22 protein-coding genes and 1 other RNA gene are annotated in these 21,972 nt (G+C 29.7%); all 23 read right to left on the minus strand.

Features of this window, described 5'->3' with window-relative positions:
* Window positions 1-12: 12 nt before the first annotated feature.
* Window positions 13-816 carry a prolipoprotein diacylglyceryl transferase gene (lgt, locus tag PNO30_RS02110; RefSeq protein ID WP_271986993.1) on the minus strand — a complete coding sequence of 268 codons (804 nt, stop codon included), beginning with the start codon at window positions 814-816 and terminating at the stop codon, window positions 13-15.
* A 1-nt stretch (window position 817) separates the two neighbouring features.
* The gene (gene hprK, locus PNO30_RS02115) at window positions 818-1,762 is read right to left on the minus strand and encodes an HPr(Ser) kinase/phosphatase (RefSeq protein ID WP_271986994.1); all 945 of its coding nucleotides are present in this window, start codon (window positions 1,760-1,762) and stop codon (window positions 818-820) included.
* A gap of 15 nt (window positions 1,763-1,777) precedes the next feature.
* Entirely contained in the window at window positions 1,778-2,170 is a 393-nt protein-coding gene (locus PNO30_RS02120; protein ID WP_271986995.1) for a phage holin family protein, read from the minus strand.
* Between the two features lie 83 nt (window positions 2,171-2,253).
* A complete protein-coding gene (locus PNO30_RS02125) occupies window positions 2,254-3,180 on the minus strand; it encodes a manganese-dependent inorganic pyrophosphatase (protein ID WP_271986996.1) in 927 nt (308 codons plus the stop codon).
* An 81-nt stretch (window positions 3,181-3,261) separates the two neighbouring features.
* Window positions 3,262-3,750 carry a peptide-methionine (S)-S-oxide reductase MsrA gene (msrA, locus tag PNO30_RS02130; RefSeq protein ID WP_271986997.1) on the minus strand — a complete coding sequence of 163 codons (489 nt, stop codon included), beginning with the start codon at window positions 3,748-3,750 and terminating at the stop codon, window positions 3,262-3,264.
* Between the two features lie 219 nt (window positions 3,751-3,969).
* Window positions 3,970-4,872: a YihY/virulence factor BrkB family protein gene (locus tag PNO30_RS02135; RefSeq protein WP_271986998.1), complete on the minus strand. Its 903-nt coding sequence runs from the start codon at window positions 4,870-4,872 to the stop codon at window positions 3,970-3,972.
* A gap of 4 nt (window positions 4,873-4,876) precedes the next feature.
* Window positions 4,877-5,125: a hypothetical protein gene (locus PNO30_RS02140; protein ID WP_271966421.1), complete on the minus strand. Its 249-nt coding sequence runs from the start codon at window positions 5,123-5,125 to the stop codon at window positions 4,877-4,879.
* 398 nt (window positions 5,126-5,523) lie between these two features.
* Complete coding sequence (locus PNO30_RS02145) at window positions 5,524-6,102, minus strand: type IV pilus minor pilin ComGF family protein (protein ID WP_271986999.1); 579 nt, start codon at window positions 6,100-6,102, stop codon at window positions 5,524-5,526.
* Window positions 6,080-6,364, minus strand: a complete 285-nt coding sequence (locus PNO30_RS02150; RefSeq protein WP_271987000.1) for a type II secretion system protein — start codon at window positions 6,362-6,364, stop codon at window positions 6,080-6,082. Before PNO30_RS02150 ends, PNO30_RS02145 begins: the two co-directional genes overlap by 23 nt.
* Window positions 6,354-6,794, minus strand: a complete 441-nt coding sequence (locus tag PNO30_RS02155; RefSeq protein ID WP_271987001.1) for a prepilin-type N-terminal cleavage/methylation domain-containing protein — start codon at window positions 6,792-6,794, stop codon at window positions 6,354-6,356. The genes PNO30_RS02150 and PNO30_RS02155 overlap by 11 nt, the downstream gene beginning before the upstream one ends.
* Window positions 6,769-7,101, minus strand: coding sequence for a competence type IV pilus major pilin ComGC (gene comGC, locus PNO30_RS02160; protein ID WP_271987002.1), 333 nt, complete (start codon window positions 7,099-7,101; stop codon window positions 6,769-6,771). The genes PNO30_RS02155 and comGC overlap by 26 nt, the downstream gene beginning before the upstream one ends.
* Before the next feature lie 10 nt (window positions 7,102-7,111).
* The gene (gene comGB / locus PNO30_RS02165) at window positions 7,112-8,158 is read right to left on the minus strand and encodes a competence type IV pilus assembly protein ComGB (protein ID WP_271964700.1); all 1,047 of its coding nucleotides are present in this window, start codon (window positions 8,156-8,158) and stop codon (window positions 7,112-7,114) included.
* The gene (comGA, locus tag PNO30_RS02170) at window positions 8,133-9,101 is read right to left on the minus strand and encodes a competence type IV pilus ATPase ComGA (RefSeq protein WP_271987036.1); all 969 of its coding nucleotides are present in this window, start codon (window positions 9,099-9,101) and stop codon (window positions 8,133-8,135) included. The genes comGB and comGA overlap by 26 nt, the downstream gene beginning before the upstream one ends.
* Window positions 9,102-9,243: 142 nt before the next feature.
* Entirely contained in the window at window positions 9,244-9,606 is a 363-nt protein-coding gene (locus PNO30_RS02175) for a helix-turn-helix domain-containing protein (RefSeq protein ID WP_048802987.1), read from the minus strand.
* A gap of 210 nt (window positions 9,607-9,816) precedes the next feature.
* Window positions 9,817-10,584 carry a tRNA threonylcarbamoyladenosine dehydratase gene (locus PNO30_RS02180; protein ID WP_271987003.1) on the minus strand — a complete coding sequence of 256 codons (768 nt, stop codon included), beginning with the start codon at window positions 10,582-10,584 and terminating at the stop codon, window positions 9,817-9,819.
* A 64-nt stretch (window positions 10,585-10,648) separates the two neighbouring features.
* Window positions 10,649-10,832: non-coding RNA, 6S RNA (gene ssrS, locus PNO30_RS02185), on the minus strand.
* A gap of 179 nt (window positions 10,833-11,011) precedes the next feature.
* Window positions 11,012-13,840, minus strand: coding sequence for an excinuclease ABC subunit UvrA (uvrA, locus tag PNO30_RS02190; protein ID WP_271987004.1), 2,829 nt, complete (start codon window positions 13,838-13,840; stop codon window positions 11,012-11,014).
* Window positions 13,841-14,117: 277 nt separating this feature from the next.
* Window positions 14,118-14,870: an FAD-dependent oxidoreductase gene (locus PNO30_RS02195; RefSeq protein WP_271987005.1), complete on the minus strand. Its 753-nt coding sequence runs from the start codon at window positions 14,868-14,870 to the stop codon at window positions 14,118-14,120.
* Between the two features lie 280 nt (window positions 14,871-15,150).
* A complete protein-coding gene (locus tag PNO30_RS02200) occupies window positions 15,151-15,732 on the minus strand; it encodes a TetR/AcrR family transcriptional regulator (RefSeq protein WP_271987006.1) in 582 nt (193 codons plus the stop codon).
* A gap of 240 nt (window positions 15,733-15,972) precedes the next feature.
* A complete protein-coding gene (gene cydC / locus PNO30_RS02205; RefSeq protein WP_271987007.1) occupies window positions 15,973-17,706 on the minus strand; it encodes a thiol reductant ABC exporter subunit CydC in 1,734 nt (577 codons plus the stop codon).
* A complete protein-coding gene (gene cydD, locus PNO30_RS02210; RefSeq protein WP_271987008.1) occupies window positions 17,696-19,411 on the minus strand; it encodes a thiol reductant ABC exporter subunit CydD in 1,716 nt (571 codons plus the stop codon). Before cydD ends, cydC begins: the two co-directional genes overlap by 11 nt.
* Window positions 19,412-19,414: 3 nt before the next feature.
* Window positions 19,415-20,443, minus strand: coding sequence for a cytochrome d ubiquinol oxidase subunit II (gene cydB / locus PNO30_RS02215; RefSeq protein WP_271964708.1), 1,029 nt, complete (start codon window positions 20,441-20,443; stop codon window positions 19,415-19,417).
* Window position 20,444: 1 nt separating this feature from the next.
* Window positions 20,445-21,827: a cytochrome ubiquinol oxidase subunit I gene (locus PNO30_RS02220; protein ID WP_102169637.1), complete on the minus strand. Its 1,383-nt coding sequence runs from the start codon at window positions 21,825-21,827 to the stop codon at window positions 20,445-20,447.
* Window positions 21,828-21,972 lie beyond the last annotated feature (145 nt).

Consider the following 21,972-nt stretch of genomic DNA (forward strand, 5'->3'; position numbering starts at 1 on the left):
CCACCTTCTTTTTTATGATTCTCTATACAAAATCTTCTTATCTTTGAACTTTGTATTAAGCACTATTAAGTATATCAAACTTCCTACCACAAATACTAGCGAAAGGACTTGAGATACTCTAAGACTTCCGATATAAAGTGAGTCTGTTCTCATTCCTTCTACAATGAATCTCTCTACTCCATATAAAATTAAATATGCAGCAAATACTTCACTTTGAGCTAATTTATTACGTATTAATAATAGTATTACTAGTGCTATTAAACACCATAAACTTTCATATAAGAATGTTGGTTGACGATATGCACCATCAATATACATGTTCTCAATAATGAAGTTCGGTATAAATCTGTTTTCTAAATATTGTTTAGTAACAATTTCACCGTATGCTTCATGGTTGAAGAAGTTCCCCCAACGTCCTAACATTTGTCCTACTAATAAGCTTGGAGCTATTATATCTAATAGTTTGATTATTTTAACTCCTCTTCTTCTCGCAAAGAAGTAAAGAACTATGAATCCTCCTATTAAACCACCGTAAATGGCTATTCCACCATCCCAGATAGCTATCATACTACTAAAGTCTCCAGCGTAATACTCCCATCTAAATATTACATAGTAAGCACGAGCAAAGATAAATGCTATTGGTAAAGCTATTAGTAATAGGTCTAACATTGTATCCTGTTTTAATCCTCGTTTAGTCGCTTCTCTATCTGCAAGCAAGTACGCAAAAAATACCGTTGTTGCAATTATTATTCCATACCAATATACGGGCTTTGAAAATAGATGAAATGCAACTGGATCTAAGAAACCTAATGTCATTTTAGTTCACCCCATTATTCTTATTATTTTGTTTTATTTCTTCTGCTAATTTTGAGGTAAACTCTTTAGCAGTATTGATTCCCATTTGATTTAATCTGTAGTTCATGGCAGCTGATTCAATAATGATGGCTACATTTCGTCCAGGTCTTACTGGGATTGTTTTCTTTTCTATTTGTGAATTAAGAATTTCTCTACGTTCATCTCCTAATCCTATACGATCGTATTGTTTTTGATCATTCCATGTTTCTAGGTGAATATTAAGTTGTAATCTTTTATCACTTCGTACCGCACCAGTACCGAATAATGTCATTACGTTTATAATACCTAAACCACGAATTTCTAATAAGTGTTTTATAAGAGTTGATTCACAGCTTCCTATTAAGAAACCTTGTTCAATTTCTTTTATATCAACTCTATCATCCGCTACTAATCTGTGTCCACGTTTTATAAGCTCAAGAGCTATTTCACTCTTACCTATTCCACTTTCTCCTGTTATTAATACTCCAATACCATAAACTTCGATAAATACACCATGAACTGAAGTTGTAGGGGCAAAAACCTTTTGAAGATAATTAGTGATATTCCCCATTAGTTTTGTCGTATCTTGTTTACTTCTTAATACTGGAGTATCATATTTATCTGCCGCTTCTTTAAGTTCTTCAGGAACTTCCAGACCACGTGAAATTATAATACATGGAGTTATTCTTGTACAAAGCATACGCATTCTTGATTTTTTTTCAATTTCTGGAATTAGTTTAAAAAATGATAATTCACTAGTTCCTAGAATTTGTACCCTCTGTGGTGAATAATGAGAGAAATATCCTGCAAGTTGCAAGGCTGGACGAGATAACTCTTCTGTTGTTATCTCTCTATCTAATCCTTTTTCACCACTAACAATTTCTAGATTTAAAATTTCTACAAGATCTTTCGTTGTAATTTTTGGCATAATTATTATTTCCTTTTATTTATTTTTGAATGTTCTAATTATTATCTTTCTATCGTTTGTATTTAATATAAAATTAAATAGCATAATAATTATCACCAAACCAAATGCTGTCCAAAAAGACATTATCTCAAAATGTGGTGATAATATATAAGAAACTAAATACACTAATAACGTCCTTACCAATAGTGAAAAAAGTCCAAAACTAAATATTGTTATCATTATACTAATCAACAATAATGGTCGAATTAGCACAAATAAAATCGTAATAAGCAATGCTCCAAGAAAACCATATACTGGATGATCAACTCGTAAACTTCCTTTAGTCAAACCAGAAAAGGCAATTACAATAAATGTATTTAATATGACCTTTTTTATTATAGGCCAATATAATATTTTAAATATCTGCATATTTTTCCTTCTTGTTTATTATTTAAATAAAGTAGAAAGTGAGAAACATTGTCCTCACTTTCTTAAACATTATTTTTTAGTAATTATTTTGAAAACTCTTCTGTAATCTGAGGAACTACTTGTTTTTTACGAGATACAACACCTTCTAGTGTCATAAAGTCATTTTCAAGAGTTTTTCCAAATGCAGCAGCTACTTTATCTTGTTTGTCACCTAATACTAATACTTCTGAATCTGAAGTTAAGATATTTGTGATTACAAACACGTATGCTGATAATCCTTTAGAATCTAATTCTGCTTTAATAGCTGTTTCTAGTTCTGCTTTTCTTTCTGCTACTTCATTAGCATCTACAGTATTAATTTGAGCTACTACAAGTTTATCTTCACCTAAAACGAACTCTTTAGCATCTAGTGAGATTAAAGTTTCAGCAGTTTTATCAGTTGTTGAAGCACCTGCTTTTAACATAGCTAATCCGTATTCTTCTAAGTTAACTTCTGCGATAGCTGCTAATTCTTCTGCTGCTACTTTATCACGTAATGTGCATGTTGGTGATTTGAATAATAATGAATCAGAAATAATAGCTGATAACATTAATCCTGCCATTTGTTTATCGATGTGAACACTTTGTTCTTCATAGATTTTTTTTAGGATTGTAGCTGTACATCCTAGTGGCTCTGCACGGTAGTAAAGTGGAGCTGCAGTTTCGAAGTTAGCAATACGGTGGTGGTCGATTACTTCACGAATTACCGCTTTTTCAATTCCATTAACTGATTGTTGGAATTCATTGTGGTCAACTAAAATAACTTGTTGCCCTTCTGCTACTTCTTCAACTAAACGTGGTTCAAAAACGTTGAAATGCTCAAGTGCATATCTTGTTTCATCATTGATTTCTCCAAGTCTTACAGCTTCTGTATCCATTCCTTGAATTCTTTTTAAGTTGTTGTATACGATACTTGAACAAATTGTATCAGTATCTGGATTTTTATGTCCAAAAATTAAAATATTTGTCATTTTATAACTCCTTATTTTCTTATTTATACTTAATTATATTTTACCTTTTTTTAGTGATTATTTCAAACTTATTTTAATAAATTATAAGCTTTTTTTCGCTAAACTTAAGTCTACGTGACAGTATCCTGTAGGGTTTTTTTCTAAGTATTTTTGGTGATACTCTTCAGCATCGATATAGTTATTTACCGCTTCTACTTCTACAGCGATTTTCTTAGAATAATTTTTTTGTTGTTCTTCTATAAACTTAACAGCTTCGTCTCTTGTTTCTTCATCTACGTAGTAAATACCAGTTCTGTATTGGCGACCTCTATCTCCACCTTGCTTATTAACGCTTACTGGATCGATAATTCTAAAGTAATGACGAAGTACATCATTTAATGGTAATACTGAGTTATCATATGTTAAGTAAATTACTTCTGCGTGATCTGTAGATTTAATATTTTGATAAGTAGTTTCTGCAGTCTGACCATTACTATATCCAACTCTTGTAGATAAAACTCCATCAAGTTGCGCAAAGTAACCTTCTACTCCCCAGAAACATCCACCTGCTAAATATATTTCTTTTTTCATGGTTTAGTTCCTCACAATCTTAAATCAAAATTAAATTTTATTAACTATAATTATACTATAAAACGCTAACTTTTAATATAATAATGCACTTCTATTGTATACTAATTACATCAAATATTTGACATTCATAGTGTATTTATATAATTTTACAAAAATAAAGACAAGTACATAACAAAGGTTGTACTTGTCTAGTATATATATGTTTTATCTATTTATTTTCTATTCTGTAGTATGAGTTTCTTCAAACACTCTATGTTCAACTCTATAATTATGAAATATTGCATTTAATTCTGCTCCGATAATTAGTATATATCCTGTAATATACAACCAAATAATAAACGCCATAAATGCTCCGATTGTTCCATATGTTTTAATATAACTAGAAAAATGATCTATGTAGTATCCGAATAGTCTACTTATTAAAGTCCAAGAAACTGTCGCAAATATAGATCCTGGTAAAATACTAATAGCTTTTAGTTTTAAGTTTGGTCCCATTATATATAAAAATACAAATACTATAAATGTAAATAGTATCGGGAAACTATAATTTAAAACTGACCATAAATTATAAAATCCTTCATCTAGATTAAATTTGTGGAACAATAAGTATGTAAGTTGTTTTCCAAATACTACAAGTGCAAGAACTACGAACATTCCTACTAAAAACAACGCTGTAATCACTACACTAATCAATTTTGTTACTATCCATATTCTTCCATCTCTAACTCTAAAGGCATTATTAAAAGCAATAATTATTCCATAAATACCACTAGAAGCCGACCATAAAGTAAATACAATCCCCACTGTGATAATCGTATTGTTCTTATTATTTAATACTTCAGAAATCATATCAAAAAGATAATTACCTAGGTCCCCAGGGGCAAAGTTTTGAATCTTTTCTAATAGAAATTGTTGGTCAATTTTAAAATATGGAGTTAAAGCTAACGCAACAATTAACATGGGGAATAATGATAAAATAAAATAATAACTTAAATTTGCAGATAGTAATGATATTTCATCATACATAAGACGATAATACATTTCTTTTACAAATTTTTTTATTGTTAATTTACCTTTTGGATTATCATCATAAAATGAATAATTTTTTTCTGGTATAAACATAATCTTATAAAATAAATTTAGCTACAGTCTTTGCAGCTTTATAATACATTGGTAATGAAGATACTGAAAGTATGTTTAAACCTCCAACAGGAAACTTAGATTTTCCTGTTACAACATATCCTTTTTCTTCTAAATACTTTTTAGCTTCTTCTACTTTTGCACGTTCTTCTGAACTAAGATTTTCTTTTTTGTGAAATACAGTAGCTGCTAATGCTCCTGCACCTACTAGTCCTAACAATAATTTTTTACCCATTAAAATCTCCTTAAAATTTAATTTTAAATTTTTGACAATATAATAATATTTTAAACCATTTAGTTAAACAAAGCAACAAATATTATAATTTTCTATAACACTAATTGATATACATTAAATCATACCTCTCTCTATTAGAAATTAATTAACATGTAATAACAAAACATCCTAACCTCATTATTTGAGATTAGGATGTATGTATATTATTTAGATTTGCTGTTTTCTTGAAGTTGCTGTACTATTTTCTTATCATAATAATCGTTCAAATTTTTCAAACTATACATTTTATTTATGTATATTCCTATAATACTAAAGAGGACTGTTATTACTAACAAGGTTACTAATAGTGAGGCGACTATGGCATTTGCTTTTTTATGATTTATTCTAAAGTTCATAGTTTACTCACCTTCCTTATTATGTTCATTATGATCATGTTCTTCATCTTTATTTTTATTTTCTTTTTCCTCTTTAGCTTTTTCTGCTTTCTCTTTCTTTTCTTTTTCTTTCTCTTTGTCAGTTTTTTCATCTTTAACTTTTAAAAACATCTCTCGTTCGTGATCACTTTTATCAACAATTGAAACATGTATTATGTCATTTTCTTGTGATAAAGAATAACTCTTCATATTTTTTAAAACAAGAATATATCCCGCAAAGTTATTAGAATCTTTGAACTTATCTATATATATTCTACCACCTCTAAAGTTTATCCTTACATCCTCTACATCATCTTTACTTTTCATTAAGATGTAATTACTTTCTTGATAAACTTTAGCACTATTGTTATACGTTTCTAATATTTTCTTATGAGCAAGAGCATATTCGTAATTAGAATAATCTAGAAATCTTTTTGAAGTCATCATAGTTGTTTGTATTATTAACATAAGTAGTAAAGTTAAAATTATTAATAGAAACAGTGATACAGTTAATTCTAGCAAGGTAAAAGCTTTTTTATTCTTAACTATAGCTAATTTTTTCACCAGTATGTTCATCCTCTATTCTAGCTGATTTTTCATCTACACTTATGTAATAGTCACCTCTTGTCACTGTGAACGTGTGATCTTTGTAGTGACTACAAATCTCCTCATATAATATTTCCTTCATTTCTAATTCTTTTTCTATCTTATTTAGATTTGAGTATTGGCGAACCATATTCGGAACCAAAAACACGAATAATAATGAGCATATAAACAACGCTCCTATCATTTCAACAAAGGTAAACGCTTCTTTGTTATACTTCATCCAGTGTTATGTATCCAGTATCTAAATGAACAATAATTCTATATCTACTATTATCAAACTGTACATCTACAGTATTTGCCTTAGATACTAGATTTCCCTTCCTGTATTCAAATGTAACCGAGGCTCCTCCTAATTTTGGTTTTCCTACTCTTTTAATTTTTTTCCAATGCTCATGATCATCATAAAATGTATCGTATTTATCATCGTTCACAAAAAAGATGATGAATGTTCTTCTTTCATTCAAGCTTCTTGTTTGTACATTGTATATTTCAGAAACAAGCTCATTAACCGCTAATCTTTCTTGATATTTTTCATAAGTGTTTATTGATATTCTAGATAATATTATTACTATTATACTTACAATCATTAATACAGCTAACATTTCTACCAAAGAAAATGCCCCGTTATTTTTGTAATGTTGCTTTACCATTGGCTATTACTATTTTTTTACCATTTGGTGCTGTACTAGCTTTGTCTGCTGGGCCATCTAAATAATGTTTTTCCACTAGTTTTTCGAAAGTAACATCTTTATCTTTTTCATTAATTTCATAAGCTGTTACTTGGGATTGGACTGTTTTTTCATAAGCTTCAGAGCTTTTATCTTTTGCAGTGTCTATATTCTTAGTAATATTGGGTATTATAAGAATTAGAAGTATTGCGATTATAAATAGCACGATCAACATCTCTATAAGTGTGAACGCTTCTTTGTTTTTTAACTTTTTAATAATATTTTCCATATATTCCTCCTTATCTAAGAGAGCTAGCCATATTAAATATCGGTAAAAGAATAACCATGTACAATCCGACAATAACTACGGCTAAAATACCAAATAAAATAGGTTGTAACTTTTTCAAGTTTTTATCTAACGATGTTAGAAAAGTATCTAGCATCAGTTCACTAAATAGTTTTAATTCTTTATCAATCAAACCATTATTTTTTCCATGGCTTACAAATTTCCTCATAGACTTATCAAAGTATTTAATCTTTCCGATTGCATCCTCGAAGCCTATACCTTGATCTAACTCATTTAAAATATCTTTAGAAAAAAGCGTCAAGTAATAATCATAGTCTTCTTCAACCATTACTTCTAAAGCTGTTTTTAAAGAAAATCCACTCATAAGAAATAAACTTAATTCCATAGAAAATCTGTAAGAAAAATATAATTTAGAATAGTTCCTTACTTTAGGAATGTATAAAAGAGATTTTAAAAATAGGTTTGGTTTATATTTAATTGTATAAAAGGTATATCCTATACATATTAGTATAAGTAAAAAAATAATTGAAATAATTTTTGGAATGTAATATAGTGATTTGATTAATATAATAGTTTGGAGATCCATCTTAATATTAGATGAAGTATAGATGTTCTCAAATTGTGGAATTACTAGCGCATTAAACACCATAATTAGGCATATTAATGTGAGTGTTAAAAAAAGTGGATATCGTAGAGTTTTTATTACCTTTTCTTGTTGTATTTTTTTTATTTTTAGATATGTTTCAACTTCGAGTAACATATCTTCTATTCGACCATAATCTTCAGCAAATTTTATTTTACTAACAATTAGTTGTGAATAACCAAGATATCCCAATATATCGGATAATTTACTTCCGTTAGAGAGTTTTTCTTTTATCTTTTTAATTTCGTCATCAGCAACTTCATATTGAATAAGTAAAAATTCTAAAGAATCCTCTAGCATGTATCCATGATCAATTAATTCATATAGACGTTTTATAAAATATATTTTATTCTCTTTGTCTAGAGCTTTTTTAATATCCCCATTTTTCTTTTTCATCAGTAGTGATCAATCCCTTCTCACATGCTAATTGAAATTTTTGCTCTAAAGAGTTTGTGATAATCTTATTATTATCTATATAATCATGAATATCTTCTTTTTTCAATATTTCGGTTACTAATCCTCTTTTTCCATTTGTTAAGTTGACCAATCTTTGAGAAATAATACAAATTATGGTCTGCTTAATATCTTCTAGTGACAGGTTTAAATCTTTCAATCGATTAATTACACCTATAGAATTTTCTGCATGAATTGTACTTAATACTAAATGACCCGAAAAAGATGAGGTAATAACTTGACTCGCTGTTTTAAAATCTCTGATCTCACCGATTACCATTGCATCTGGATCACATCGTAAGATAGATTTTAAAGCATTATCATAATTTATTCCCGCTTTTTCATTCACTTGCATTTGTATTAAAGTTGGTATATTTTTCTCTACAGGATCTTCTACAGTAATTACCTGTTTATCCCTATTAGCAAGTTCACTTGCTAGTTTATACATTGATGTTGATTTTCCGCTTCCTGTTGGTCCTGAAAATAGTATCAAACCATAGGCTCTTTTAGAAAGATCATTTATAAAGTTATTATCTTCCTCAAAGATACTGTAATCAACATCTTCTAATTCATTAATAAAAATCCTCACTACACATCCTTCATTAAGTTCACTTAACGGCAAGGTAGAAACGCGTAAAAAATAATCTTTTTCGTTATAGTTATAAACGAAACGACCACTTTGAGGTTCTTTATTTCTTGAAATATCTATGTTGGCATTAAATTTCAACAAAGATATAATCTGTTCAATCTCCCTATTGGTAAATTTTTCATATTTACTCAGGTGTCCATTCACTCTGAGTTGTATAAAGGAATCCCCTGATATATGTGGGTATATATGGATATCACTGGCTCTTTTTTCTATCGATTCGTTAATTATACGATTCATTAAAAGCTTTACATCAATAGTTACCACCCCATTTCCTAAAGAAAAGGAAAATATAGGCTAAGTATTACTACTTAGCCTATATTTAAAAACTATTAATTTAACTTACTACATTATAACTCTATAGCCTAAGTATTTGAGTCTGTTATAGATTTATATTTCTAGAAAAAGAATATCCCCTAAATCTTCTCAAAACTTCTTCTACTAATTTACAATCCTCACTATCAAGTGACTTAATCATATCAATTACTTCAAAGTGAGTATCTGCCAACTCATCTGGTTCCCCTTTTTCTGTTTTATACCCCACAAGTTCATCTATAGAAACGTTATATAGTTTCGCAATAGATACTAGTGTCGCTACATTAGGTTCGTTTCTACCGTATTCCCAGTTAGCATAAACACCATGAGATGATAACTCTAGTTTATCTGCTACAGTTGACATAGAGTAATTGTTCATTTTTCGAAGTTTTTTCAAGTTTTGTGCCAGTAATGTTCCTTTATTCTTCAAAGTAATCCTCCTTTCTCATCTATAACTATTATACCTTTTTTTTTATAAAAAATCAAATTAAATTATAAATTTTCGAACCTTTTTTTTATACTAATATAAAATACAGTTTGTAAATTATGTGTAATTTTTACAGAAATATTAGTATAAACTCTGATATGTCAACCTTGATAAAAAATAAAACAACGCTATAATTAGCGTTGTTTTCATTCTTTAAATAGGTTTTTCAACAGTTAATATTTTTATATTTTTTAATAAAGTTGTATAAACATAATTGGCTGCTATAAGTCCAGCTACTGATGGGCAAAATGCGTTAGAAGCAGGTGGTATCTTAGCTTTACGTATTTCAGAATCTTGTTTTCCAATTTTTTCTATGTATTCTTTGTTAGCAATTGTTGGACTTTCTGTAGAAAATACTACAGGTACTTTTCCACGAACTCTCTCTTTTTTCAGTTTCGTTCTTATTACTTTTGCTAAAGGACAAACAGTAGTTTTACTAATATCTGCAATTTGAAATTTAGTTGGATCTATTTTATTCGCAGAACCCATTACACTAATTACTGGTATATTGTTAGCTAAACAATATTTTATTAAATGTATTTTAAAAGTTACTGTATCACAAGCATCTATCACGAAATCCAGTGGTTTCTCATAAAATATTGGATAAGTATCTTCTGTGTAGAAGTCTTGAATAGCTATAACTTCACATTCTGGATTAATAGCTAAAATTCTTTTTTTCATCTCTTCGACTTTACTATGTCCTACTGTTTCTGTAGTAGCATGGATTTGTCTATTTACATTAGTAATATCAATATTATCTTTATCCATCAGTACTAAAGAACCAACTCCAGAACGAGCTAATGATTCAGCAGCAAATGATCCTACTCCTCCAACTCCTAGTATACCTACTCTTTTGTTTTTTAATATTTCTAAACCTTCAGTTCCTATTACTAATTCATTTCTTGAAAATTGATGTAACATTTTATTCTCCATATTCTTCTAAAATCAAATAATAAAAAGACTGGAAATTATAATAACCAGTCTAAAAAAAACCAAAACGCCGTAGATTCTTACCTAAATTGGTCCTGATATAATCAGGTGGGTACGATAGCCTTACTTTCTAAAGTCTTCTCAGAGGAAGCATTTTATACTGATAAGCGATTTTCGTTCCCGTTCAAAAAGTGTTAGGCCCGAATGTGAGGTAAGTCATACAAGCGCTTTAGTTTTATATTTATATTTTACCACAGTTAAACTTGTAAAACAACCTCAAAATTTGTATAATCATGTGTTTGTTTTGTGTATTTTAATTCAAAACCTTATTAGTAAAAGGTTTCCATAAGATAAAAATATTTAAAATATTTTTCTAATATTAATTTATTTTAGACTTATTTTATTTAATGTATTTATTTTATTTTAAAAGTTTTTTCAGAAACTTTCCTGTATAACTTTCATTATTTTTTATTAGTTTTTCTGGAGTACATTCTGCTAGAATTGTTCCTCCTCCTACTCCACCTTCTGGACCAAGATCTATTAGGTGATCACAACATTTAATAACATCTAGATTATGTTCAATAACTACAACAGTATTCCCACCATCAACTAACTTATCAATTATTTTAATTAATCGACTAATATCATCAATATGTAAACCTGTTGTCGGTTCATCTAGAATATATAATGTTTTTCCAGTTGATTTCTTGTAAAGTTCACTCGCTAGTTTTACCCTTTGAGCTTCTCCCCCTGATAATGTTGTCGCACTTTGTCCTAATCGTATATAATCTAAACCGACATGAACAAGGGTTTCCAATTTATTTTTTATCTTTGGAATATTTTCGAAAAACTCGTATGCTTCTTTTATCGTCATATCGAGTACATCACTTATACTCTTACCTTTATATTTAACTTCTAAAGTCTCTCTATTGTATCGTTTTCCTTTACATACTTCACACGGTACGTAAACATCTGGTAAGAAGTGCATTTCTATTTTTAATATTCCATCTCCACTACAAGCTTCACAACGACCACCTTTTACATTAAAGCTAAAACGACCTTTTTTGTATCCTCGTAGTTTTGCTTCATTTGTACTAGCGTATAAATCTCGTATATCATCGAATACGCCAGTATAAGTTGCTGGATTACTTCGTGGGGTTCTTCCGATAGGACTTTGGTCTATATCAATAATTTTATCAATATTACCATCAATTCCTTCTACCGATTTTACTACCGTTGTATCAATTTCTTCTTTATTAAGAACATTTTTTACAGAATTAAATAATATCTCATTAACTAGAGTTGATTTTCCACTTCCTGATACTCCTGTAACTCCAATGAATTTACCAAGTGGGAACTTCACATTAACGTCTTTCAAATTATTCTTTCTAGCTTTTTTAATGACTATATTTTCTCCATTACCTTTTCTTCTTTCAGTCGGCACTGGTATTTTTTTACGTCCTGATAAATATGCTCCAGTTATAGAATTTTCATTAGCCATAATTTCTTCTGGTGTTCCAACCGCTACTACTTGACCACCATGTTCACCAGCCTTAGGACCAATGTCAACAATATAGTCACAAGCCATCATTGTATCTTCATCATGTTCAACTACTAATACTGTATTCCCTAAATCTCTCATAGATAACATAGTATTAATTAGTTTTTCATTATCTCTTTGATGTAAACCAATTGACGGCTCATCTAGTATGTATGTAACTCCCATCAGTTTCGAACCAATTTGGGTCGCTAAGCGAATACGTTGAGCTTCTCCTCCTGACAATGTTCCTGAAGATCTATCTAATGTTAGATAATCTAGTCCTACATCATTTAAAAATTGTAATCTTGCTTTAATTTCTTTAAGTACTAATTTTGCGATAGCATAATCTTTTTCACTTAATTTTATATTTTGGAAAAATTCATAGCTATCTTTAATAGACATCTCACAAATTTCTGCGATGTTTTTTCCAGCAACGTAAACCGATAATATCTCCGGTTTTAAACGTTGACCTTTACAGCTACGACATGAATCCTCTTTAATATACTTAGCCATAGCTTCTCTCGTCGCTCTAGTCATTCCTGATTTGTAACGTCTAAGGATGTTATTCGCTACACCTTCAAAATATACTATGCGTGTACGCATAATACCTTCATCATTAATATACTTATGAGTAATTTCTTCTTGATCGTTTCCGTATAATATAATTTGTTGTTGTTCATTTTTCAAATCTTTAAACGGAGTATCCATATCTATTCCGAAGTGCTCACATGCGCATTTTATTAGACTTGGATAGTATGTAGATGTTGCATTATTATAAACTAAAATTGCACCTTCATTTATTGATAAATCTTTATCAATTATTTTATTAATATCAACGGTTTCATGCATTCCTAATCCATCACACTCAGGACATGCTCCTTGAGGATTGTTAAATGAAAAGATACGTGGTTCTAAATCACCTAATGTGAAATCACAATGTTTACAGCTATATTTTGTTGAAAATAACTGAGTAGTTTCTTCTTTCACATCATCTACTTCTACTAAATCATTGTTAGATAGATTTAATGATGTTTCTAACGAATCTGCTAAACGAGTTTCAATTCCTTCTTTGATTACTATTCTATCAATAATTACGCTAATAGAGTGTTTTTTATTTTTATCTAATTCTGGAAGATCACCCACTTCATATAGCTCTCCATCTATTTTGAATCGAATGTATCCGTCTTTAATTAATTTATCTATTAATTTTTTGTGTGTACCTTTTTTATCTTTTATGATAGGTGCCACGATTTGTATTCTGCTACGTTCTGGCATCTGCATAATCGCATCTACGATTTGACTTATTGAACTACTTTCTATCTTCTCATGATGATTTGGACAATAAATTTCTCCTATTCTTGCATAAAGCAAACGTAAGTAATCGTAGATTTCCGTTACTGTCGCAACTGTCGACCTTGGATTTTTCGATGTTGTTTTTTGATTTATTGATATAGCTGGTGATAAACCTTCTATAAGATCAACATCTGGTTTTTCTAAATTACCAAGGAATTGTCTCGCATAGGCGCTAAGACTTTCTACATATCTACGTTGTCCTTCTGCATATATAGTATCAAATGCAAGCGAACTTTTACCACTACCACTTAATCCAGTAATAACAACAAACTGATCACGTGGAATTTCTAAATCTATATTTTTTAGATTATTTTCTCTTGCTCCTTGTATTACTATTTTGTTTTTCTTTTGCATATATTACCTCAATGTTTCTATACAATCAAATTTTATTATTCATTGTAAAATCAATTTTGTGTCCTATTTTTTAGACTCATTTAATTTTACATTAACTCTCTTATTATAACATAAATATAAATGAATATTAAAAAAGAAAGTTTCAATGAAAATACAAAAATTTTGGAATAGTCTTTTAATCTTATAAATAGATATCAAAACATATTAAATTTATAATGAAAAAGATATGAAGCTCTTTTACTGATTTGTTCAATAAAAGAGCTTCATATCAAAAACGTTATTTTAATCCTTTAAAACTATCCATTTTTATTTTTTCCTTACTTATTCCAGCGGATTCTAGAAAATTTTTCATAGTCTCAACATCATCAGGTTTGCCTGATAAAAGATATATTGCTCTATTTCCATACTTATCTACTACCTTTTTAAGTTTATCTTGACTTTGTTCTATACTTCCACTAGTTTCATAAGTAAAATCTTGTCCTTTATTAGATAACTCTGTCAACTCTTTATTAAAGACCTTTACCCTATTATCTAAATGATTTAGTATAATCGAACGTTTAGAACTCCATTCTTTAATAATTGGTCTAATCGCTGCAATACCAACATCAGATGCAAAACACACAATAGGTTCTTGACCATTTACAACCTCTAAGTTTTTATCTAACCAACTAACGTCAACTTTTTCACCAATTTTTAAATTAGTTAGTTCTTGTTTAAACTTACTTCCACTATTTCGAGTCAAAAGAACAATCTCATTTTCATCTGGATTAGATGCAATAGTAAGCCAACGGTTATTTTCCTTTTTATCTTCAATATTAGGAACTGTAACTTTTATATATGAACCTGCATTCCAACTCATATTATTTGGCTTTTCAAATCGAAACACATAAAGATTATCACTTACATTATCTATTGATTTCACAGATATAGTTTGACTACGTCCAAGAAATACGAATATTCCAGACATTATTACTACCAGAATCGCCGCTATAATAAAAATAATAGTTAACATTTTTCTACCTCTTTTCATTTTCTTCCTCTTTCTTAAAATTATAGTTAATATGATGTAGCATAAGATACAGTAATATTACCCAAATTTATAACTCTATTTAAAATACAATTTTTTATAATGAATATTTTCTAAAATTCATTCATTTTTGTTTTAAAAGATAGTGACTCATATATCGAAATTTCTTAAGAAACACGATTTTGTCGAGTCACTTGCCGCATTAGTTTATTAGATATCTAAAAGCATTTATAAAGCGAAAATAAATATCAATAAGCCACTATCTATGTGTTCTCATGTGAATTTAGAACTTTTGTTGCTCCCCATTAAATAATCCTTTTACAAAATAAATTGCTAATCTTTCTGTTGTTTCACTAACATTAGGAATATCTTTTTCCGTAACGTTCATATCTATATAGTTAAAAAGAGTATAAATTTTCAAAATCTCTTGAATCTTTTCTTGAGAATACCCTTCTGTTTGCAATCGATTAGTAAAATTTTCAACTAAAAATTTATAGAATTGATTAGATGCCTTACCTTCTTCTGATGAATAATAGTTGTGTAATTCACTAGAAATAGCAGGATTGTACCACTCTGATAAAATCTTATTAGTTGATATTAAACTTCTTGATTGACCAAAAAGTTGTTCTGTTAGCTTAACTACATCACCTTCCCAATCGATATTGTTTATCATCAGTTGTCGAATACGATTATTTTCTTCTATATAGGTATCTAAAAAAATTGTTTCTTTACTATCATAAAAGTTATAGAAAGAACCTACTGCCATTTTTGCATGTTTTGTTATTTCTGAAATTGACGTTGCTTTGTACCCTTTTTTAGAAAATACCTGATATGCCGCTTCTTTTAAAATCTTTTTTTTATCCATTATAATCACCTCTTGTTCAATGAATGAATTTTTATTTTTATTCATTCATATTTTATCAAATATCCACTTTAAAGTCAATAGTATAATACAATGTAAAATACTTCGTTCTTTAGAAACTATTGAGCTTTTATTAAAGAATTACTTAATTTGTCTATAAAAAAAATAGAGTTAGAGAAAAATTAATTCTCTATAACTCTATTTTTTTGTTACAAGTTTTTTTAAACATTACTTTGTTTTATGTTACGCTATATTATCCATATCATATAGTTTTCTATACTTATCATTTGTTGCGTATAGCTCACTATGAGCTCCATCCATTTCTATTTCTCCATCTTTAATGAAGATTATTCTATCCATATATTCGATAGAGTTTAAATGATGGGTAATCCATACGATTGTTTTATCTTTACTAGATTCAAAAATTGTAGTTAATAATTCATGTTCAGTTTTTGGATCTAACCCAACAGTTGGCTCATCTAATAGTAGTAATTCATTATTTTGAATTATACTTCTAGCAAAAGCGATACGTTGACGTTCTCCACCTGAAAATCTACTTCCGGTTTCGAATACATTAGTATCTATTCCGTCTGGTAAACTTTGAAGCAATTTAGATAATTGTGCTTTTTCTAAACTATCATTAATTTTATTTTCAATTTCAGAATCTTCTACACCTGCATCTAAAAGAGCAAGTTTTAAATTTTCTCTAATAGTCATATCAAATAAATATGGTTTCTGGTTTAATAGTGAAATTTCTGTACCTAACATTTTTTCTGTTGGTTTTTTATCTAGTACAACTATTTCTCCTTTATAGTCAGTATATGTCCCAGTTAATAGTTTTACTAATGTAGATTTACCTACACCACTTCTTCCCAATATCGCTACTTTCTCACCTTTCTTAATTGATAGTGATAAGTTGTTTAATATTGTTTTACCTTCCTCATATTCAAAAGATAAATTTTTGACATCAATAATATTACCATCAGAATTTTTCGCATCAGTTACTTCGATTTGTTCATCGTCTTCTTGATCGTAAAATTCTTTAACACGATTGATCGATACTTCGTAACCTGGTATATGAGCAACAGCTTCACTCGTCATTACAGCAACACTAAGAACAGATAATACCATCATACAAAATGATGCAATATATACATTTTCGATAACATTATTTATCGACATATTCCAACAGCTATAAATCATTAAGAATGCTGTAGCACCAGCAAGTAGGTTTACAAAGTTTTCTCTTAAGTGAACGAATGTTTTAATTTTTCTTTCACGTTTTAGCAGTTTTTCTTCTTTTACTTGATAATCATCCATAAATTCATTTACTTTATTAGAAGAAATCCAGTCACTTAATCCAAAAATTGCACTAGTAAAATCACGATATAAATTATATTTAGCTTCTTTCATAATTTGGAAGTTTTTTCGTGTGATTGTTAATGACACAAATGGAACTACAAATATTATAAATAATCCGAATAAAGATGCTAAGATTGCATAATTCATATCATATCCAAACATAACTGTAATAAATATTACATACAATACTAATGAGATTATACTTGGGAAGATTGTTTTTAAGTAAATATTTTGCATATTTTCAATATCTTCTGAAATAATACCAAGTAAATCTCCAGATTTATATTCTTTCTTAAGTTTTAATGCTTTAGGTTCTAAAATTCTGTACACTCTACTACGCATTTTTTCAATTATTCCTAATACTAAGTTATGACTTACTAATCTTTGAATATAAGCAAATGTTGATTGCGCTAGCGAGAAAGTTCTAGTTAATACAGTTGGAACTTGTAACATTAGGATATTTCCTATACGTAATGAAGCTTTACTAATTAAGAAGCCTGATACATACATTAACGCTGCTCCACTAATAACTGACATTAATCCTAAGAAGATTATTCCACTCATGACAGCTTTATTCTTTTTAAGTTCTTTTCTTACTATTGAATTATTTTTCACTATAGCTACCTCCTACTAGATTAGCTTTTAACTGATCAAATCGAGGTGAATTTTTAAATTCTACGACTTTCTCGAAATCACTAACCCTTCCTTGTTCTAGATTTAACACATAATCTACATTATTTAACCAGTGTAGTCTATGTGTAGCTATAATAACTGTTCTACCTTTAAATAACTCTAGCAGTTTTTCTTTAATTTCGAACTCTGTTTCAATATCCAGGTGACTAGTAGGTTCATCTAGAATAATTATTTCTCTATTACTTATTAAAGCTCTAGCAATTGCTATACGTTGTGCTTGTCCACCACTTAGCTCTTGTCCACCTTCACCAATGTTAGTATCAAATCCTTGTGGAAGAGTTGAAATTAATTTATCTAATCCTACTAATTTACTAATTTCTTTTAAGTACTCTTCACTAACATTTTCATCAGTATAGAATAAAATGTTATTACGAATTGTATCAGGGAATATATATGGAAACTGTGAAATATACGAAATATTATTTGACCAGTGTACATTTTTTAGATTTGTAACTTCGTCATTAATTAATATTTCACCTTCACTTTGTTCATTAAATCCAGATAATATTGAGATTAATGAAGTTTTACCACTCCCACTTTGTCCTACAAGACAAATTTTTTCACCTTTGTTTATAGATAAAGTTATATTATCAAGAATTTTCTTCTCGTCTTTTATTAAACCTATATTTTTTAGTTCAATACTATCCACACTCTCAATAGAAGATTTCTCAGATTTATTTTTCTCATTATCAATTATCATTCTGTTAATATCTTCATAAGCCATTTGACCATCGAGTGTTGCGTGATAATCTGTTGCAGCTTGTTTCATCGGCAGGAAAAATTCAGGTGCTATTAATAACACCGTTAATGATGGCAATAGTACTGTACTACCATCTAATAATAATATACCTAATCTAACCGCTAAAAGTGCAATTGCTATAGTTGTTAAGAAATCTAATGCGAAGCTATTTAAAAATGCCACACTTAGTGTTTTCATTGTACTTTGACGATATTCTCTATTTTTCTTCTCCATTATCGGTAAGTAATTTTTACTTACTCCTAAGAATTTAAGTGTTTCCACTCCTCGAATTGTATCAATAAAGTTATTAGACAGAGCTCTATATTTTTTATACTGTCTATTTGCCATATCTCTAGCATTAATTCCTAGCAGTATCATAAAAATAACGATAACTGGGATTACAGATATAATCATTAATGCAGATACATAATCTGTATAAAATATAAAAATAACTACTAAGGTTGGTATGATTGCTCCACGAATTTGTTTGGATACATTCAATTCAAAATACTGTTTTACTTTTCCAATACCATCAATTGCTAAAGTTACTAATTTTCCTGATCCTTCTCTTGAAGTAAAATCAGGGCCTAAATCAAAATAACTTCTTAGAAGTTTTTTTCTAAGTTCTTTTTCGAACTTGATCGCATGGTTTTCTGTGAAATATTGTTGTAAATGTAAAAATACTATCCTAAATATAAAACCTATTAAAAAAAGAACACTATCTCTAACAACATTATCATAATTTTTATCAAATAACCCTACTATAGCTTTTGATAAAAAAGCAGCCTGTATAATTATACAAGCTGCTTCGAATATTGATAATATTAATAGTGTCAATGTAAGACTTTTTTTAACAGGAAGTTTTAATTTTGCTTCCTTTTTTTTCATTGACTAATACTCCAATTCATCTTCTTTAGTTAGTCGTTTTCTAAAAATAGAATATGACCAAACTTGGTATCCTAAAACGAATGGCAATAGGAATAATGCAACTATTGTCATAAGTCTTAGTGTGTATACTCCACTAGCAGCATCATAAATAAATAGTGACTGACTAACATCATTGCTGTTTATAATAGCACGTGGGAACATACCAGCGAAGACACTTAGAGTTAGGAACGCTAAAGTTCCAGATGTACTTAAGAATGCACCTAAGTCACGACCTTTAAAGTTTAAAACAAATGATAACACGAATAATGCTACCGCTACTAATGCTAATACTAAACCAACATAGTAGTTTGTTGTGAAAATATCTGTTTTAAATAATGCCCAAATTGCGAATACTAATGTTACTACTGCAGCGAATGGGAATAATAATGCTGATGTAGCACGAGCTGCATTTCTTAATTCTCCTGTAGTTTTAAGAGCTAAGAATTGTGCTCCGTGAACTAACATAAGAAGTAACATCATAATTCCACCAAGAATAGTAAATGGTGATAATAATCCTAAGAAACCGTCAACTAAGTTTTTCTTATCGTCTAGGTTTGCTCCTGTCATGAAGTTAGCTACTGCAACTCCCCATAATACTGGAGGAAGTAAGCTACCAACAAACATTGCTATATCGAATGATTTAATCCAAGCTCTATTATCTCCTAATTTACCTCTAAATTCAAATGATACGCCTCGTAGGATTAACGCTATAAGCATTAATACAAATGCGATGTAGTATCCACTGAATAATTTACCATACCAGATAGGAAACGCTGCGAACATCGCTCCACCACCTGTTAATAACCAAACTTCGTTTGCATCCCAGAAAGGACCAATTGTATTGAAGTAAACACGTTTATCTTCATCAGTTTTACCTAGTACTTGAGCTAGTACCCCAACTCCGAAGTCATATCCTTCTAACACGAAGAACCCTGTAAATAGTATTGTAATAAGTAAGAACCATATATTTGGTAAAGCTACTGACCAATCCATACTATGCTACCTCCTTCACAGTTGTTTCTTTTTTGTTCATTGTATATCTGAACGCTACAAATTGTGCAATACCTAAAATTGTGTATAGTACACAGAATACTAATAGTGAGAACAATACTGATGATGCTGAGTTTGGAGAAACTCCAGATTCAGTAGCCATCACTCCGAAGATTAAGAAAGGTTGACGACCCATCTCTGCCATAATCCAACCACAAGCAGTAGCAACTTCAGCTACTAGTAAAGTCCATGGCATAAGTTGTAAGAACCAACGTTTTTTAATTTCAGTTCTCTTGAATGCATATATAGTACCAAGTAACGACATTAAGATTAAGATACCAACTGAACCAGACATAACTCTAAATGAGTAATAAATTGTTGGTACGTCTGGTGTGTAATCGATGTGTTTTCCGACTACTGGATAGTATTTCTCATCCATTTCTTTTTGAAGAGTTTTCATACCTTTAAGGCTTCCTTCAAATTTATCATATGCTAAGAAACTTAACATACCTGGAACTTCAAGGTAATGTTCTGCTTTCTGTTGTTTTTGATCAATTGTTGCTAAAACTGAGAATGGTGCTGAATTTCCTGTATCTTCATACAGAGCCTCAGCAGCTGCAACTTTCATAGGATATTCTCTTACTAAGTATTGCATTTGAGAATGTCCAGTCCAAAACAATCCTAATGAACCGATTAAAGCAGCTACGATAGATACTTTAAATGCTTTTCTAAACACTGCAACTTCTTGTTTACGAACCATTTTCCAAGATGCAATACCTGCAATTGTAAATGCTCCTACAGTTAACGCCATTGTTACTACGTGAGGGAATTGGTTCCATAAATATGGGTTTTTAATGATTGCTAAGAAGTCAATCATCTCTGCTTTTTTACCAATTACGTTGTTCTCAACGTATTTAACACCAACTGGGTGTTGCATGAATGAGTTAGCTGATAAAATCCAGAACGCTGACATAAGTGTTCCGATACTTACTAACCAAATACACATTGCGTGTAATTTTTTGTTAATTTTCTCCCAAGAGAAAATCCAAATACCGATAAATGTAGACTCAAGATAGAATGCAAGTAATGCTTCTATCGCAAGTGAAGGTCCAAAAACATCCCCTACGAATGAAGAATATTCAGACCAGTTCATACCAAATTGGAACTCTTGTAGGATACCTGTAACAACCCCAACAGCGAAGTTAATTAGGAATAAGTGACCAAAGAACTTCGTAATTCTTTTGTAATGTTCATCGCCAGTTTTAACATAAATGCTTTCAAAAATCGCGATTAAGAACACCATACCAATAGTAATTGGTACAAAGAAGAAGTGGAACACTGTTGTCGCTGCGAATTGTATCCTAGCAAGTAATAGTGGATCCAACATAGATATACCTCCTTTAAAAATATTAAATTATATTTAGTGCAAATATTTATATTATTATTGTATAACATAGTCTTTATTATAGCAAAACAAAAATGATAAAAAGTAGCACTTTTCCTACTTTTTACCATTTTTCGTTCACATTTTG

Origin of the sequence: Gemella haemolysans, assembly GCF_028308085.1 — a bacterium.
Lineage (GTDB): Bacteria > Bacillota > Bacilli > Staphylococcales > Gemellaceae > Gemella > Gemella haemolysans_D.

Coding starts and splice junctions, on each gene's coding strand:
- PNO30_RS02200 (WP_271987006.1), bottom strand. CDS start 15,732: ATGGATAAAAAAAAGATTTTAAAAGAAGCGGCATATCAGGTATTTTCT.
- PNO30_RS02195 (WP_271987005.1), bottom strand. CDS start 14,870: ATGAAAAGAGGTAGAAAAATGTTAACTATTATTTTTATTATAGCGGCG.
- cydD (WP_271987008.1), bottom strand. CDS start 19,411: ATGAAAAAAAAGGAAGCAAAATTAAAACTTCCTGTTAAAAAAAGTCTT.
- hprK (WP_271986994.1), bottom strand. CDS start 1,762: ATGCCAAAAATTACAACGAAAGATCTTGTAGAAATTTTAAATCTAGAA.
- PNO30_RS02220 (WP_102169637.1), bottom strand. CDS start 21,827: ATGTTGGATCCACTATTACTTGCTAGGATACAATTCGCAGCGACAACA.
- PNO30_RS02155 (WP_271987001.1), bottom strand. CDS start 6,794: ATGGTAAAGCAACATTACAAAAATAACGGGGCATTTTCTTTGGTAGAA.
- msrA (WP_271986997.1), bottom strand. CDS start 3,750: ATGAAAAAAGAAATATATTTAGCAGGTGGATGTTTCTGGGGAGTAGAA.
- PNO30_RS02120 (WP_271986995.1), bottom strand. CDS start 2,170: ATGCAGATATTTAAAATATTATATTGGCCTATAATAAAAAAGGTCATA.
- PNO30_RS02135 (WP_271986998.1), bottom strand. CDS start 4,872: ATGTTTATACCAGAAAAAAATTATTCATTTTATGATGATAATCCAAAA.
- comGC (WP_271987002.1), bottom strand. CDS start 7,101: ATGGAAAATATTATTAAAAAGTTAAAAAACAAAGAAGCGTTCACACTT.
- PNO30_RS02180 (WP_271987003.1), bottom strand. CDS start 10,584: ATGTTACATCAATTTTCAAGAAATGAATTAGTAATAGGAACTGAAGGT.
- uvrA (WP_271987004.1), bottom strand. CDS start 13,840: ATGCAAAAGAAAAACAAAATAGTAATACAAGGAGCAAGAGAAAATAAT.
- comGB (WP_271964700.1), bottom strand. CDS start 8,158: ATGAAAAAGAAAAATGGGGATATTAAAAAAGCTCTAGACAAAGAGAAT.
- PNO30_RS02150 (WP_271987000.1), bottom strand. CDS start 6,364: ATGAAGTATAACAAAGAAGCGTTTACCTTTGTTGAAATGATAGGAGCG.
- comGA (WP_271987036.1), bottom strand. CDS start 9,101: ATGAATCGTATAATTAACGAATCGATAGAAAAAAGAGCCAGTGATATC.
- PNO30_RS02125 (WP_271986996.1), bottom strand. CDS start 3,180: ATGACAAATATTTTAATTTTTGGACATAAAAATCCAGATACTGATACA.
- PNO30_RS02140 (WP_271966421.1), bottom strand. CDS start 5,125: ATGGGTAAAAAATTATTGTTAGGACTAGTAGGTGCAGGAGCATTAGCA.
- cydB (WP_271964708.1), bottom strand. CDS start 20,443: ATGGATTGGTCAGTAGCTTTACCAAATATATGGTTCTTACTTATTACA.
- lgt (WP_271986993.1), bottom strand. CDS start 816: ATGACATTAGGTTTCTTAGATCCAGTTGCATTTCATCTATTTTCAAAG.